The 14,190-nt window shown below is 68.7% G+C and carries 13 protein-coding genes; 7 read left to right on the top strand and 6 right to left on the bottom strand.

From position 1 onward, the window contains the following. The first annotated feature begins 61 nt into the window (after positions 1–61). Complete coding sequence (locus AB1609_04920) at positions 62–805, top strand: amino acid ABC transporter ATP-binding protein (GenBank protein MEW6045812.1); 744 nt, start codon at positions 62–64, stop codon at positions 803–805. Here the strand turns inward: AB1609_04920 and AB1609_04915 are convergent. Next, the gene (locus AB1609_04915) at positions 747–1,913 is read right to left on the bottom strand and encodes a putative glycoside hydrolase (protein MEW6045811.1); all 1,167 of its coding nucleotides are present in this window, start codon (positions 1,911–1,913) and stop codon (positions 747–749) included. The two genes, AB1609_04920 and AB1609_04915, sit on opposite strands and share 59 nt — an antisense overlap. Before the next feature lie 184 nt (positions 1,914–2,097). Here AB1609_04915 and AB1609_04910 point away from each other — a divergent pair, with 184 nt between their 5' ends. The 6 genes from AB1609_04910 to AB1609_04885 all read left to right on the top strand — a co-directional run bounded on the left by AB1609_04910 (position 2,098) and on the right by AB1609_04885 (position 9,250). Next, complete coding sequence (locus tag AB1609_04910) at positions 2,098–2,727, top strand: NUDIX hydrolase (protein MEW6045810.1); 630 nt, start codon at positions 2,098–2,100, stop codon at positions 2,725–2,727. Positions 2,728–2,864: 137 nt separating this feature from the next. Next, positions 2,865–3,602, top strand: a complete 738-nt coding sequence (locus tag AB1609_04905) for a (Fe-S)-binding protein (GenBank protein ID MEW6045809.1) — start codon at positions 2,865–2,867, stop codon at positions 3,600–3,602. Then, positions 3,599–5,737 carry an LUD domain-containing protein gene (locus tag AB1609_04900; protein MEW6045808.1) on the top strand — a complete coding sequence of 713 codons (2,139 nt, stop codon included), beginning with the start codon at positions 3,599–3,601 and terminating at the stop codon, positions 5,735–5,737. Before AB1609_04905 ends, AB1609_04900 begins: the two co-directional genes overlap by 4 nt. A 56-nt stretch (positions 5,738–5,793) precedes the next feature. After that, complete coding sequence (locus AB1609_04895; protein ID MEW6045807.1) at positions 5,794–6,822, top strand: NAD(P)-dependent alcohol dehydrogenase; 1,029 nt, start codon at positions 5,794–5,796, stop codon at positions 6,820–6,822. Positions 6,823–6,858: 36 nt separating this feature from the next. Continuing rightward, positions 6,859–7,854 carry a lipoyl synthase gene (gene lipA / locus AB1609_04890; GenBank protein ID MEW6045806.1) on the top strand — a complete coding sequence of 332 codons (996 nt, stop codon included), beginning with the start codon at positions 6,859–6,861 and terminating at the stop codon, positions 7,852–7,854. A gap of 40 nt (positions 7,855–7,894) precedes the next feature. Continuing rightward, on the top strand, positions 7,895–9,250 hold the full coding sequence (locus AB1609_04885) for an NCS2 family permease (protein ID MEW6045805.1): 1,356 nt from the start codon (positions 7,895–7,897) through the stop codon (positions 9,248–9,250). Here the strand turns inward: AB1609_04885 and AB1609_04880 are convergent, their stop codons facing one another. The 5 genes from AB1609_04880 to AB1609_04860 all read right to left on the bottom strand — a co-directional run. Then, positions 9,251–10,228 carry a carbohydrate ABC transporter permease gene (locus AB1609_04880; GenBank protein MEW6045804.1) on the bottom strand — a complete coding sequence of 326 codons (978 nt, stop codon included), beginning with the start codon at positions 10,226–10,228 and terminating at the stop codon, positions 9,251–9,253. It abuts the gene before it with no gap. A gap of 17 nt (positions 10,229–10,245) precedes the next feature. Beyond that, positions 10,246–11,172 (bottom strand): sugar ABC transporter permease, encoded by a 927-nt coding sequence (locus AB1609_04875; protein MEW6045803.1) that lies wholly within the window; start codon positions 11,170–11,172, stop codon positions 10,246–10,248. Then, positions 11,169–12,479 (bottom strand): extracellular solute-binding protein, encoded by a 1,311-nt coding sequence (locus tag AB1609_04870; GenBank protein ID MEW6045802.1) that lies wholly within the window; start codon positions 12,477–12,479, stop codon positions 11,169–11,171. The genes AB1609_04875 and AB1609_04870 overlap by 4 nt, the downstream gene beginning before the upstream one ends. A gap of 73 nt (positions 12,480–12,552) precedes the next feature. After that, a complete protein-coding gene (locus AB1609_04865) occupies positions 12,553–13,467 on the bottom strand; it encodes a universal stress protein (protein MEW6045801.1) in 915 nt (304 codons plus the stop codon). A gap of 7 nt (positions 13,468–13,474) precedes the next feature. After that, on the bottom strand, positions 13,475–14,190 hold a 716-nt coding region (locus AB1609_04860; protein ID MEW6045800.1), incomplete at its 5' end, for an Nramp family divalent metal transporter.

The following is a 14,190-nucleotide window of genomic DNA, read 5'->3' as shown; positions in this document are numbered from 1 at the left end:
CGCCATGTCGGCCGTGAGCCGGCGGCTGAAGCGGCCTCAGGCTCCGGGGAGGGCGTAGGCGTTGGCGGCAGAGTGGGCCATCGAGTGCGAAAACCTGCACAAGTGGTTCGGGCGCTTCCACGTCCTTCGGGGGATTTCGCTCAAGGTGCGGCGCGGGGAGAAAGTGGTCGTCTGCGGGCCGTCGGGGTCAGGGAAGTCCACGTTCATCCGCACCATCAACGGCCTGGAACCGTTCCAGGACGGGCGGCTGGTGGTCAACGGCACTCCCCTCGACGACGACCCGGCGGCGGTCCGCGCCATCCGGCGGCAGGTGGGGATGGTCTTCCAGCAGTTCAACTTGTTCCCGCACCTCACGGCGCTGGACAACGTGACGCTCGGGCCGGTGTGGGTACGGCGCATGCCCCGGCCGCAGGCGGAGGCGCTGGCCATGCAGCTTCTCGAGCGGGTGGGCATCGCCGAGCAGGCCCGCAAGTACCCGGGGCAGCTGTCGGGCGGGCAGCAGCAGCGGGTGGCCATCGCCCGGGCGCTCGCCATGGAGCCGCAGATCATGCTCTTCGACGAGCCGACCAGCGCCCTCGACCCCGAAATGATCCGTGAGGTGCTGGACGTCATGCGGGAGCTGGCTCGCTCGGGGATGACCATGCTGGTGGTGACCCACGAGATGGGCTTTGCCCGGGAGGTGGCCGACCGCATCATCTTCTTCGACGCCGGGCAGGTGGTCGAGGAGGCGCCGCCCGACCGCTTCTTCAGCGCTCCCCGGCACGAGCGTACGAAGGCGTTTCTGGCCAAGGTGCTCCAGCACTAGCGACGGGCCGCCTGGCCAGCTCCATGGCCGTCTGGAGGTACGGGTAGACGCCATAGGGGTTCCACAGGAACCATCCGGCCGTGCCGGCGGCCTCAGCGGCGCGGATCTGCTCGGCGAGTTCCACCGCACCGTACGGAACCCGCAGCGTGAAGGCCTGCAGCCAGGGGCGCACCCGGGCCCGTTCGACGCGGGCTGTCGTACGAGCCAGGGTGCGCTCAACGGTTCGGCCGGGGGCGCGTTCGGGCACGGCCAGCCCGAAGCTTCCCCGGGCATAGTGTGAAGGATAGGCCATGGGCGCCACTACGTCGACCTGCCCGGCCACGGATTCGCACCGCTGCCCGATCCCCATGTCGCCTTCGAGGACGCAGGCCTGTCCGAACACGGCCGCGGAGAGGAGCGTATCGGTAGGGGCTAGCGCCTCGGCCACCGCTGAGATTAACCCGGCCACGGCGTCCACCTTCGAAGCGCCGGAAGGCCAGGCCAGCCGGTGCAAGGGCCCCTCGCTCGGGAAGCGGACGTAGTCAAGGTGCACTTCGGCGAATCCCATCCGGGACGCGGCGACCGCGAGCTCTGCGATGTAGCGCCGTACCTCGGCGCGGCGGGGGTCAAGCCAGCGTTCCCCCTTTGCTCCTCTCCAGACCTCCCCCGACCGGGAGCGAAGAGCCAGGTCCGGCCGCGCCCGCCCGGCGCGGTTGTCCCGAAGAGCCACGATGCGGGCGACCGGGTAGAAGCCGTCGCGCCGCGCCCGGGCCGTGAAGCCGGCCAGATCCAGGCCGGGGGACCACCGGGCCTTGAACGCGCTCACCTCGGGAACGTCCACCGGGGCAAGCACCCATCCTTCGTCGTTCTTCAGATCCACCACAACCGCGTTGATACCGGACTCGATCCAGGCGGCCCACTCGGCATCGCTCACGCCCTGCAGCAGCCGTCCGGCCGGGAGGTAGATCCCGCGCAGCACCGGGACCGGTCTCGCAGGAGCGGGGGGAGGGAGCGAAGAGGGCGTGGCGGCCGCTGCCTCAGCGTGGACCAGGATGCTCGCAAGCGCGGGCAGAACCCGCCCCAAAACCCGCAGCGGCCAGACGCCGCGGACGAACCGCGACCCGCGCACCGGCACCCACCCCTTGCCCCTGACCCCCGGGGGACGACAGCGGCATGGACCGGCGCGACCTCTCCATTAAGGACCTCGGCAGGCGCGCAGGCGCGGCTTGAGCGTGCCGGAACGGCTGCGCTCTGATAGTGTCCAGGGCAGTACAATGATGACGTGACCCGACGCCCGGTGCGGGGGGACGCCTGTGGAACCGCAGTGGATCCGGTGGGCCAAGCGCATCCAGGCGCTCGCGCAGACGGGGCTGACGTTTGCGAGCGACCCATACGACCTCGAGCGTTATCGCGCCCTGCGCGAGCTTGCCGTCGAGATGCTGGCGGCCCATACCGAGCTGCTCTGCGATGCGGACCGGGCCCGCCTGGAAGAACTCTTCGCCGGTGAAAGGGGCTACCCCACCCCCAAGGTGGACGTGCGGGCGGCGGTGTTCCAGGATGGCCGGGTGCTCCTGGTCAAGGAGCGATCGGACGGCCGGTGGTCGCTGCCAGGCGGCTGGGCGGACGTGGGTTCGTCGCCGTCTGAGATGGCCGTTCGCGAGGTGGCGGAGGAGGCAGGGTACCGGGTTCGCCCGGTGCGGCTCCTCGCGGTCTGGGACAACTCCCGCCACCACGGCAGGCCCGTGGCGTACGCGGTCTACAAGATCTGCATCGCCTGCGACCTGACGGGCGGCCGGCCGGAGGGCGGTATTGAGACGGAGGAGGTGGGGTGGTTCGCGGTCGGCGAGCTACCGCCGCTTTCCGTTACGCGCATCACTCCCGGCCAGGTGCTCCGGCTCTACCACCTCTACACGCACCCGGAACTCCCGCCGGACTTCGACTAGGTTCACGGGCGCCTTCAGGTCGTAAGCTCCAACACGCCACCCGCCCTGCGGGGCGCGGCATGGCGGAGGGAGGGCCTGCGCGAAGGGCGTACTCTGTTGGTGCGCAGGCGGAGTGGAAAGAACCGGGCGGTGCCGGCATGCGGGTCGCGCTCTTCATCGGCTGTGTCAACGACGTCTTTTTCCCGAGGGCAGGGGTGGCGGCCGCGCGCATCCTCGAGCGCCTGGGCGTGGACGTGGACTTCCCCGCCGGGCAGACCTGCTGTGGCCAGGCCCACTGGAACAGTGGGTACAGGCGCGAAGCCCGGGACCTGGCGGAGCACTTTCTCGACGTCTTTCACGGTGCCGATTACGTGGTGGGCCCCACGGGTTCGTGCGTGTCGATGGTGCGGGAGTATTACCCGGAAATCTTCGGGCACGGCGCGCCCGTTCTCGCCGAACGAGCCCGGAAGGTGGCGGCCCGGACGTACGAGTTCTCGCAGTTCCTGGTCGATGTGCTGGGGGTCGATGACATCGGCGCCCACTACCCGGCCCGGGCGGTGTACCACTCCGGCTGCCACTCCATCCGCCTGCTCGGGGCGGCGGATGCCCCGTTGCGGCTTCTTGCCGGCGTAAAAGGCCTGGAGCTTCTTCCGCTCCCCGGCGCCGAACTCTGTTGCGGCTTCGGCGGGACCTTTGCCGTGAAGTCACCCGAAGTTTCGGTGGCGATGGCGGACGACAAGCTGGACGCCATCCGATCGACCGGGGCCGAACTGGTCGTCAGCGGCGACGCTTCCTGCCTGCTGCACCTGATGGGCCGATCGCACCGGCGGGACCTGGGCTTGCGCTTCATGCACCTTGCCGAGCTCCTCGCCGAGGGAACGGGGCTTTTGCCGTGAGCCGCCGGCCGAGCGCGTTCCGGCAGAGGGCGGCCAGGGCGCTTGAAGACGCGAGGCTTCGGGAGGCCGTTCGCGTCACCGTGGACGGCAAGGTAGCGGCCCGGCGCCGGGCGTTTGCGTCGCTTGCGGAACTCGCCGCCGACGGGTGGGCGGATGGGGACTTTACGGCCCTGCGGGACCGCGCCCGCGCGACCAAGGCGCACGCGCTGGAGCACCTGGACGAACTGCTGGAACAGGCAGCGGCAGCCATCAAGGCCCGGGGCGGCAACGTATGGATGGTTTCCACGCCCGTCGAAGTGGGACGTGTCGTGCGGGAGATCGCCGCCCGCCGCGGGGCCAGGCTCGTCGTGAAGTCCAAGTCGATGGTCACCGAGGAGATCCACCTCAACGAGGCGCTGGCCGCTGCCGGGATCGACGTGGTCGAGACCGACCTGGGGGAGTTCATCGTACAGCTTGCGGGCGAACGCCCCGCGCACATCGTGACGCCCGCCATTCACAAAAGCCGCGCCGAGATTGCAGAACTGTTTTCCCGCCTGGTAGGCCACCCCGTTTCGACGGATACGCCCTCGCTGGCCGCGGTCGCCCGCCGGGTCCTCCGGGAGAAGTTTCTCAACGCCGGGATCGGGATATCGGGCGCCAACTTCGTGGTGGCCGAGACGGGGACGGTGGTCCTCTGTACCAACGAGGGCAACGGGAGGCTGGTTACGTCGGCGCCGCCCGTCCACGTCGCGGTGGCCGGGATTGAGAAGATCATCCCGTCACTGGCCGACCTTCCGCCCTTCCTGGAACTGCTGGCGCGCAGCGGCACCGGCCAGCACCTCACCGTCTACACCCACCTCGTCACCGGCCCCCGGGGCCCTGGCGAGCCCGACGGCCCGGAGGAACTGCACGTCGTCTTCGTTGACAACGGCCGCACCCGGATCCGCCGCTCCCCCTACCGGGACGTGCTCGCGTGCATCCGCTGCGGCGCCTGCCTCAACCACTGCCCGGTCTACCGGCAGGTGGGGGGCCACGCCTACGGTTCCGTTTACGGCGGGCCCATCGGGGTCGTGCTTGCGCCGCTGCTGGAAGCGGGGCGGGCCGAAGGCGTCGAGGCTCTGCCGGCCGAGGCGTGTTCGATGTGCGCGGCCTGCACCGAGGCCTGCCCCGTCGGGATACCGCTTCACGACCTGATCCTGCGCCACCGCGCCGGCGCCGCACAGCACGGCCGGGACGAGAGCGGCCTGGGCCGGGGTCTGCGCCTGACGGGGTGGCTGTGGCAGCGGCCGTGGGGCTACCGCCTGAGCATCCGGGCAGCGCGCCTTGCGTCCCGTACCCGGCTTCGCGGGCGGGATGATTGGCTTTCGCGACTGCCTGCGCCCATCGACGGATGGACCCAGGGCCGGGATCTGCTGCCGCCCGCGCCGGCGAGCTTCGGTGAACTGTGGCGGCGAGGCGAGGTGCTCTTGGGAGACGTGCAGGCGAGGCAGGAGCCGAGCAGGCCGCCGGACGGTGCCCGAGGGCGGGGCCCGCAACGGGAAGTGGCCGCGGGGGCGGAGCCCGGGAGGGCCGGCGTGTGGGAGCGACCTGAAAAACGCTTCACCCGGATGCTCCGGCAGCTCGGGGGCCACGTTCACGACGTCCGCGACGCCGGCTCCTTGCGCCACGTGATCGCAGACATCTGCCGCACGGTCGCGCCGGCCGGGGCGGCCATCGTCCTGTCCGGCATGTCGCCCGTTGACGGCCCTGACGTGCTGGACGCCCTTCAGGAGGCCGGATTGCGTGCGGTGGTCTGGCGGGACGGATCGCCGGACGGCCGGGCGGAGGCCGCGAGGCTGTGGCGGGCCCAGGTCGAGGGCGCGGAGGTCGGCGTGACGGTCGCCAGGTGGGCGGTGGCGGAGACGGGGAGCGTGGTGCTCTTCGGAAGCCCCAAGCAGGCCAGGCTCGCAAGCCTTCTCCCGCGCATTCAGGTGACGGCGGTTGGGCGGGCGGACATACTGAACACGCTGGCCGAGTTGTTCCGGCGCCTGTCCGGCGAGCCGCTTCCGTCCTCGGTCGCAGTGGTGACGGGGCCGAGCCGGAGTGCCGACATCGAGAACGACCTCGTGATCGGGGTGCATGGGCCGTCCGAGGTCCATGTCGTCGTGGTAGGCTAGCGATCTGGTAGGCTGACGGCCGAAACCGAAGACGCAGGAGAGGGCCTGAGGGAGCGATGAAAGCAGCACGGCTCCACGAATACGGAAAGCCCCTGGTGATCGAGGAAGTTCCCACGCCCGAGGTCGGGGACACGGAGGTCCTGGTCAAGATCGAGGGAGCGGGCTTCTGCCACAGCGACCTCCACGTGATCGACGGCGAGCTCCAGATTCTGCCCCGGCTTCCCCTCATCCTGGGGCACGAAAACGCAGGTACCGTGGCCGAGGTCGGCAAGGCCGTCCGGGCCGTCAAGGTGGGCGACCGCGTCGCCGTGTACGGGGGTTGGGGCTGCGGGACTTGCCGCTACTGCATCACCGGCAACGAGCAGCTCTGCCTGCGCCCCCAGTGGGTGGGGCTCTCCCAGCACGACGGCGGGTATGCGGAGTACCTGCGGGTCCCCCACGAGCGCTACCTCGTCAAGCTGGAGAGGCTCTCGCCCCGCGAGGCGGCCGTCTACACCGACGCCGCTTTGACGCCGTACCGGGCCGTGAAGAGAGCGATGCCGTTCCTGGCGCCGGACGGCTGGGCTCTGGTGATCGGCGTCGGGGGCCTGGGCCAGTTCGGCATCAAGCTCCTGCGGACGCTGTCCGCGGTGCGGATCATCGCCGTGGACATCGACGATTCCAAGCTGCAGCTTGCCGGGCAGTACGGGGCCGAGTACACGTTCAACGGCCGGCGCGGAGACGTGGCCAAGGCCATCCTCGATCTCACCGAGGAAGTGGGCGTGCAGGCGGCGTTCGACTTCGTGGGCGCGGCCTCCACCCTGGAGCTTGCCATTGGCACGGCGGCCACCGGGGGCAAGGTGACGCAGGTCGGCCTGGCAGGCGGCGCCGCGACCATCCAGGTCATGAAGAACAGCCGGTTCGAGGTGCACTTCGAGGCCACGCTGTGGGGCAACCTCAAGGAACTCCGGGAGGTCATCGCCCTGGCCGAAAGCGGCAAGCTCACACCCATCCAGCTCGAGTTCTACCCGCTCGACCAGATTGGGGAGGTCTACCGAAAGCTGAAGGAAGGCAGGATTCCGGGCAGAGCGGTGATAGTTCCCTGAAAGAACGGGCCCGCTCGAAACCGGAGGCGCTGCAGGATGCCGGAGATCAAGGTGGCTCGCGGGGGGCTCCGGAAAAAGCACGTGGAGGAGGGCCGGCCCCAACCCAAGCCCGAATGGCTGAAGGTCCCCTTGCCCTATGGTCCTGTTTACAGCCACGTGGCCGGGGTCATCAAGACGTTCGACCTCCACACGGTCTGCCAGGAGGCGCGGTGCCCCAACGTGGCCGAATGCTGGGGGCACGGCACCGCCACCTTCATGTTGCTGGGGTGGGTGTGCACCCGGGCGTGCAAGTTCTGCGCGGTGGCGACGGGTAACCCCCGCGGTTGGATCGACCCGGACGAGCCGCGCCGGGTGGCCGAGGCGGTGGCCCGTCTGGGCCTTCAGTACGTGGTGCTCACGTCGGTGGACCGCGATGACCTCCCCGACGGCGGCGCGGCGCACTTCGCCCGCACGGTTCAGGCCATCAAGGCGGCCGCGCCGCAGGTGAAGGTGGAAGCGCTCACGCCGGACTTCCGGGGGGACGGCCGGGCGGTCGCCGTGGTCGTGGACTCCGGGCTGGACGTGTTCGCCAACAACCTGGAGACGGTGCGGCGCCTCACGCCGAAGGTCCGGGACCCCCGGGCCGGGTACGAGCAGACCCTGTCCGTGCTGGCGTTCGCCAAGGAGCACCGCCCCGAGGTGCTCACCAAGTCCAGCCTGATGCTGGGCCTCGGCGAGACGGACGGTGAGATCCGCCAGTCCATGCGCGACCTGCGGGCGGCAGGCGTCGACATCCTCACGATGGGGCAGTACCTGCGCCCCAGCAAGAGCCACCTGCCCGTGGAACGTTACGTGACGCCGGCGGAGTTCGTGCGGTACCGGGACTGGGGCTACGAGGAAGGCTTCATGGAGGTGTTCAGCGGGCCGCTGGTGCGCAGTTCCTACCGGGCCGAACGGGTCTTCCAGGAAGCCCGGGCTGCCGCGCCCGGGCCCGCGGACATCGCCTTGCAGGAGCAGGGGCGGGACCGACCGACCGTCAGTCGGTCCGGCTGACCCGCACATCGTCGCTTGGGAGCAGGAGGGATTGGGGCCGATGAACGTCGCACGCATCGGGAGCGCGGACGAGCCACGAACTTCAGGCCTCAGCGCCTGGCTGGAGAGCCGCTTTCGGGTGCGGGAGCGGGGTTCCACCGTCAGCACTGAGGTTCTGGCTGGCCTGACCACCTTCATGACGATGGCCTACATCCTCTTCGTCAACCCCAGCATCCTGGGGGCGGCCGGGATGCCCGGGGAGGCCGTCGCCGTGGCCACGGCGCTGGCGGCGGGCATCGCGACGCTGGCGATGGGGCTGTACGCCAACTACCCGTTCGCGCTGGCGTCGGGTATGGGGCTCAACGCAGCGGTCGCGTTCGGTCTGGTGCTGGGGCTGCAGGTGCCGTGGCAGACGGCAATGGGCGTCGTCTTCGTCGAGGGCGCCATCGTCACGGCGTTTGTGTTGACCAACGTGCGAGAGGGCGTCATGAACGCCATCCCCCTCGAACTCAAGCGTGCCATCGGCGCCGGCATCGGGCTTTTCATCGCGTTCATCGGGCTGTCGCAGTCCGGCCTGGTGGTGGCGAGCCAGGCGACGCTGGTCACGTTCGGCTCGTTCACAGACTCCAGGGTGCTGCTCACCTTCGGCGGCATCCTGGTGACGGCCGCGCTTCTGGCGCTTCGGGTGCGCGGCGCCATCCTCGGCGGCATCGTCCTCACGGCGCTGGCCGGCATCCCCCTGGGAATCACCAGGCTGCCGGAACGGCTCATTGCGGTGCCGGGGGCGGGGTCGTTTGGAACCATCTTCCAGCTAGACGTGGCCGGAGCGCTCCAGTTGGGACTGCTCAGCTCCATCTTCGCGTTCTTGATGACGGACTTCTTCGACACCATGGGTACGGTCGTCGCCGTCGCCGGCGAGGCGGGCATGCTCGACCGGGAAGGGCGTCTGGGCGGCATCAAGCGCGTCCTGCTGGTGGACTCACTGGCGGCGGTGCTGGGCGGGCTGTTCGGCGCAAGCTCGGTGACCACCTACGTCGAGAGCGCCTCGGGAGTGGGCGAAGGCGGCCGGACGGGGCTTACGTCGGTGGTGACGGCCCTGCTCTTCTTCGCGGCGGTCTTCTTCGCGCCCGTGCTGGTCGTCGTGCCGCCGCAGGCGACGGCGGCTGCGCTGATCGTGGTGGGTTTTCTGATGCTGAGCACGGTGGTCAAGGAGATCCGCTTCGACAACTACACCGAGGCGTTCCCGGCGTTCGTGACGCTTCTGACCATCCCGCTGACGTTCAGCATCGCCCGGGGGATCGGCTACGGCTTCATCACCTACGTCGGCGTGAAACTCCTGACCCGGCGGGCCCGGGACGTGCACTGGCTCATGTGGATCATCTCCGGGCTTTTCGTGCTCAGCTTCCTGTGGGAGTAGCTAGCCCTTCAGCCCGCCGAGCGTGAGCCCTTTGACGAAGTAGCGCTGGAAGATGAGGAAGACCCCGATCATGGGCACCGCCGCCACCGTGGCACCGCTCATCAGAAGGCCGTACTGGACCAGGTTCTTGTCCTGCAGCGTCTTGAGCCCCACGGTGAGCGTGAAAAGCTCAGATCGCTGGAGCACGATGAGGGGCCACAAAAACGAGTTCCATGTCGCCATGAACGTCAGGATGCCGAGGGTCGCCAGCCCCGGCTTGGCAAGCGGCACCATGATGCGGCTGTAGACGGTGAACTCCGAGGCGCCGTCAATGGTGGCCGCCTCGATGAGTTCGGTCGGGATGGTGCGCATGAACTGCCGCAGCAAAAAGACCCCGAAGACCATGCTGAGGTCGGGCAGGATGACGGCCCAAAGCGAGTTCATCAGCCCGGCGTCGCGGATGATCATGAACATCGGCACGAGCGTCACCTGGCCCGGGATCATGAGCGTGCTGATCATGATCCAGAACAAAAGCTCCCGGCCGGGGAACCGCCGCTTGGCGAACGCGTACGCCGCCATGGAGTCGAGCAACAGGACACCCAGCGTGGCCACGCTCGAAACGATGACCGAGTTGGTGATCCACCGTACAACCGGGGTGGACTGAAACAGGAAGCGGTAGCTGTCGATGGCCTGTTCCCAGAGCTTGCCCGCTTCGGCCCACTGCCCCGTCGCGAGCAGCGCCGGCATTTGCTTGAGGATGGTTGGGACGATGGTCGGCGGCACCTTCCACACCTCGTCCGGCAGCATGAACGAGGTCGTGACCATCCAGTAAAGGGGCATCAGCGAGATGATGGCCCACAGGATGAGCACGGCATAGGCGGTGCCCCGCCCGACGGCACGCCCCGCCCGCCCGAGCGTGATGGCCCGCGCCCGTGCAACCGCGCGGGCCTCGGCCCCAACGCCCTTGATGAGTCCGGTCTCGGTCGGGTGGCTTCCCATCTTGACCCCTCAAGTCCTCAGCTGTACTCGATGTCCGACGCAAGCCACCGGAACTGGAAGACGGCAAAGACCATGATGAGCGCAAACAAGACCACCGACAGCGCCGCCGCCAGCCCGAAGTTGAAGTCGAGGAAGGCCGTGTTGAAGATGAGGTGCACCAGCGTCGTGGTGGCGTAGCCCGGCCCGCCCTGCGTCATGATCAGCACCGGCGTGAACACCTGAAACGACCCGATGGTGCTCAGCACGACTAGGTAGAGGGTGGTGGGCTTCAGCAGCGGCAGGGTCACGTACCGCCACCGCGCATACCCGCCGGCGCCGTCCAGGGTCGCCGCTTCGTACAGGGTCTGGGGTATGGAGCCCATTGCCGCCAGGTACAACAGCACCCCGGTGCCGGGCGGGATCAGGATGTTCATCAGGATGATCGACCACATGGCGTAAGCCGAGCTTCCCAGCCAGTTGATGCGGGGCAGTCCCGCCGACTCCAGCACGAAGTTGAAGAGCCCGTAGGAGTAGTTGTAAATCCATCGCCAGATCATGGCCACGACCACAGCGGCCGCGACCGTCGGCAGGTAGTAGGCGGCCCGGAAAAACGTCTGCGCCCCGCTCTTGAGCGGAAAGATGAGGCTCGCCAGCACCAGCGCGATGAGGATGTTGGCCGGCACCGTGACGGAGGTGTAGTGCAGGGTGTTTTGCAGCGCCACCCAGAAGAGGTCGCTTCCAAACACCCTCCGGAAGTTGTCCAGCCCCACCCAGACCGTCTCGAAGATCCTGAACTCCTGCAGCGAGATGAGAAACGCCCAGATGACGGGCGCCGCCACGAAGACGACGAACAGCGCGTACTTCGGCGCGATGAACACGTACGCGGACCGCTGCCGCCAGATCTCTTGCCACAGCGGCCGGGGCCGCCGTGCTGCCCCGGCCGCTGCCATCTTGACGCCGCTCACTTGAGGAACTGCTGCGCCTCCACGCCCGCATCCTTCAGCGCCTGCTCGGCCGACTTCTCGCCGGCGAACGCAATCTGAAGCTGGGCCTGGATCCGCTCGTCGATCTGCCGCCAGTTCTGGTGCATCGGCACCATCTCGGCGAACGCCAGCATCTGCGCCGCCTGCTGCATCTGCGGGTTGTCGCCGTACGGGTCGAGCGGCAGCACGGACTTGCGGGCCGGGAAGGTGCCGTAGAACCTGGCGAACGCGTACTGCTCCTGCGTCGTGGAAAGGTGCTTCGCCAGCTCCACCACCACGGCCAGCTTCTCCTTGTTGGGCTGCCGGAAGACCACCCAGCCGCCGGTCCCGCCGATGGTTACCGGCTTGCCGGACGCGCCGATGGGGTACTCCACCACCGCGAAGTCCATCTTGTACTTGGGGTTCGTGCGAAGCGTGGCGATGGCCCACGAAGCCCACGGCTCAACGGCGATGCGCCGCTGCTCGGGATTCGCGAACGCCTGGAACGTGCCGCCCACATCGGCCGACCCCAGCTCCATCGGCGCGACCTTCTCCTTGAACTTCAGGTCCAGCACCTTCTGCAGCGCCGAGACGCCCTGAGGCGAGTCGAAGGTGTAGCGCGAAAGATCTGGCGACAGCGGCCGGGCGCCGTCCATGTAAAGCAGCGGCCAGGCCTCGTAGTAGCCTTTCAGGATGTAGGTGGTGAAGCCGTAGACGTCGGGCTTGCCGTCCCCGTCCTTGTCGTAGGTGAGCTTGCGCATCGCCTGCACGAACTCGTCCCAGGTCCAGCGCCCCTTCGGCGGCACCTGCACCCCGCGCGCCCGGAAGTGGTCGAGCGCCAGCATCATGGAGTGGACGGTCATCGAGGTCGGGATGCCGTACAGCTTGCCCTCGAACGTGTACGCGTCCAGGGCTCCGGGGTAAAAGTCCGCCAGCTCCTCCCTGGTCAAGAACGAATCCAGCGGCTCCACCACGCCCTGCCGGAGGTACTGGATGTTGATGGCGCCGCCGGAGATGTCCACCGGGGCGATGTCAGGCCACGCCCGTCCGGCAATGGCGATGGAGAGCTTCTGCGCGAGTTCGGCCCAGGGCGTTTCGACCAGCGTGACCTTCACGCCCGGGTGCGTCGCCTCGAACTCCTTGATCTTCGCCTTGATCCAGTGGAACTGGTCGCCCGCCTCGTCCCGCCACCGAGGCGCGTCCCACAGGACGATCTCGCCCGTCCATGCGGCGTGCACGGGGACGGCCAGCAGAGCGCTAACCACGGCAGTCGAAACCAGCGCTGCCACCCGGCGCATCGTCGGCGTCATGGGGGTCCTCCTTTCCGGTCTAGACCGGCCGCGACATACGCCGCCGGCCCGTTCCCTTCCTGCAAGGGATGTCCTACATCTGCCTGCCATCCTGCGGGGCCTCAGTGGCTCTCACGAGAAGCACGGGGCGGCGCCACTGGCTCAAAAGGCGCGGGGTGACGCTCCCGGCCCAGAAGGCATCCCACCTCTTGAGGGCGTGGGTGGCGACGACCGCGAGGTCTGCGCGAATTTCCCGGAAACAGGCGATGAGTTCGCCGGCCGGGTCGCCCCGCCGGACGTGCAGGAACACGCTCACACCGGGGGCGGTTCGGGCGACCTCCCGCAGGTAGCGCTGCGCCTCCTGCTCCTCGATGTCGAGCCGTGCGGCCGTGGTGAGCGGCAGCATCCGCCCGGCGGCGCCCTGCTCGACAGCCAGCTCGGCGGGCGTCGGCACCGCCGTCACCAGGTGCACCGAGGCGCCGCACGCCCGGGCGAGGGCCCACGCGACCGGCAGCGAGTGCTCGTGGCGGGCCGTACCGTCCAGGGGCACGGCGAGCCGGCCCAGCCCAAACGGATCGGGCACGGCGCCGGGGTGAACCACCAGCACCGGGCGGGTCCCGTTCGTCAACACCTGCTGCGCGATGCTCCCCACCAGCAAATCCCGCATGCCGCCCCGGCCATGGGTGGAGAGGAGCACCAGGTCGTTTGCCAGCTCCTCGGCGTGCTGGACGATGCTTCTCGCCACATCCCCCTCGGGGACCTCGTGCACGTGGCACTGAGCCGAAAAGCCCTTCGCTCGCAGCCGTTCGAGGACGCCGCCAAGATAGCCTTGAGCCTCCTGCGGGTCGCACAGGTGCCGTTCGCCGTGGACACGGGCCGGGGCGTTGTGCTCCAGCACGTGCAGCAACGTGATGGACGCGTTGAGGCAACGCGCCAGCGCTTCGGCCACGGGCAGCACGGCCTCTGCCAGGGTCGACCCGTCGAGGGGCACCAGCAGATGCCCGAACACGCTGCTCTCAGCTCCCCGCCAGCGTCTGGAAGAGCAGGTATGCGTTCAGCGCAATGATGAGCGCCGCCACCGCTGCCGCCGCGACCGCCGTCACCGGATGGTTCTTCAGCGGCCCCACGATCTCCCGGCGGCTGGTGAAATATACCAGGGGGATGATGGCGAACGGGAGCCCGAAGCTCAGCACCACCTGGCTGAGCACCAGGATGTACGTGGGTTCCAGGCCCAGGGCGATGACGATGAACGAGGGTGCCATGGTCACGATGCGGCGGATCCACGTGGGGATGTGCCAGTGCAGGAACCCCTGCATGATCACCTGCCCGGACATCGTGCCGACCGTGGACGACGAGAGTCCCGAAGCCAAAAGCGACACGGCGAAGACCCAGCTCGCCGCCGGGCCGAGCAGCGGCTCGAGCGTGCGGTGAGCTTCCTCGATGGTCGCCACCTCGGTGAGGCCGTGGCGGTGGAAGGTGCTCGCCGCCATGATGAGCATGGCCGCATTCACGAGCCCTGCAATCCCCATCCCCAGCACGACGTCGGCCACCTCGTAGCGGAAGAGGCGCCGCTTCATGGCCGGGTCCTGGATGACGATCCTCCCCTGGGTCAGCGCCGAGTGGAGGAAAACCACGTGCGGCATGACGGTGGCGCCCAGGATGCCCGTCGCCAGGAGCACGCTCTGGGGGCCGGCAAACTGCGGTACGACTGCGTGGTAGGCGAGCAGGCCCC

The sequence above is a fragment of the Bacillota bacterium genome, assembly GCA_040754675.1.
Lineage (GTDB): Bacteria > Bacillota > Limnochordia > Limnochordales > Geochordaceae > Geochorda.
This window is presented reverse-complemented; position numbering and strand designations above follow the sequence as displayed.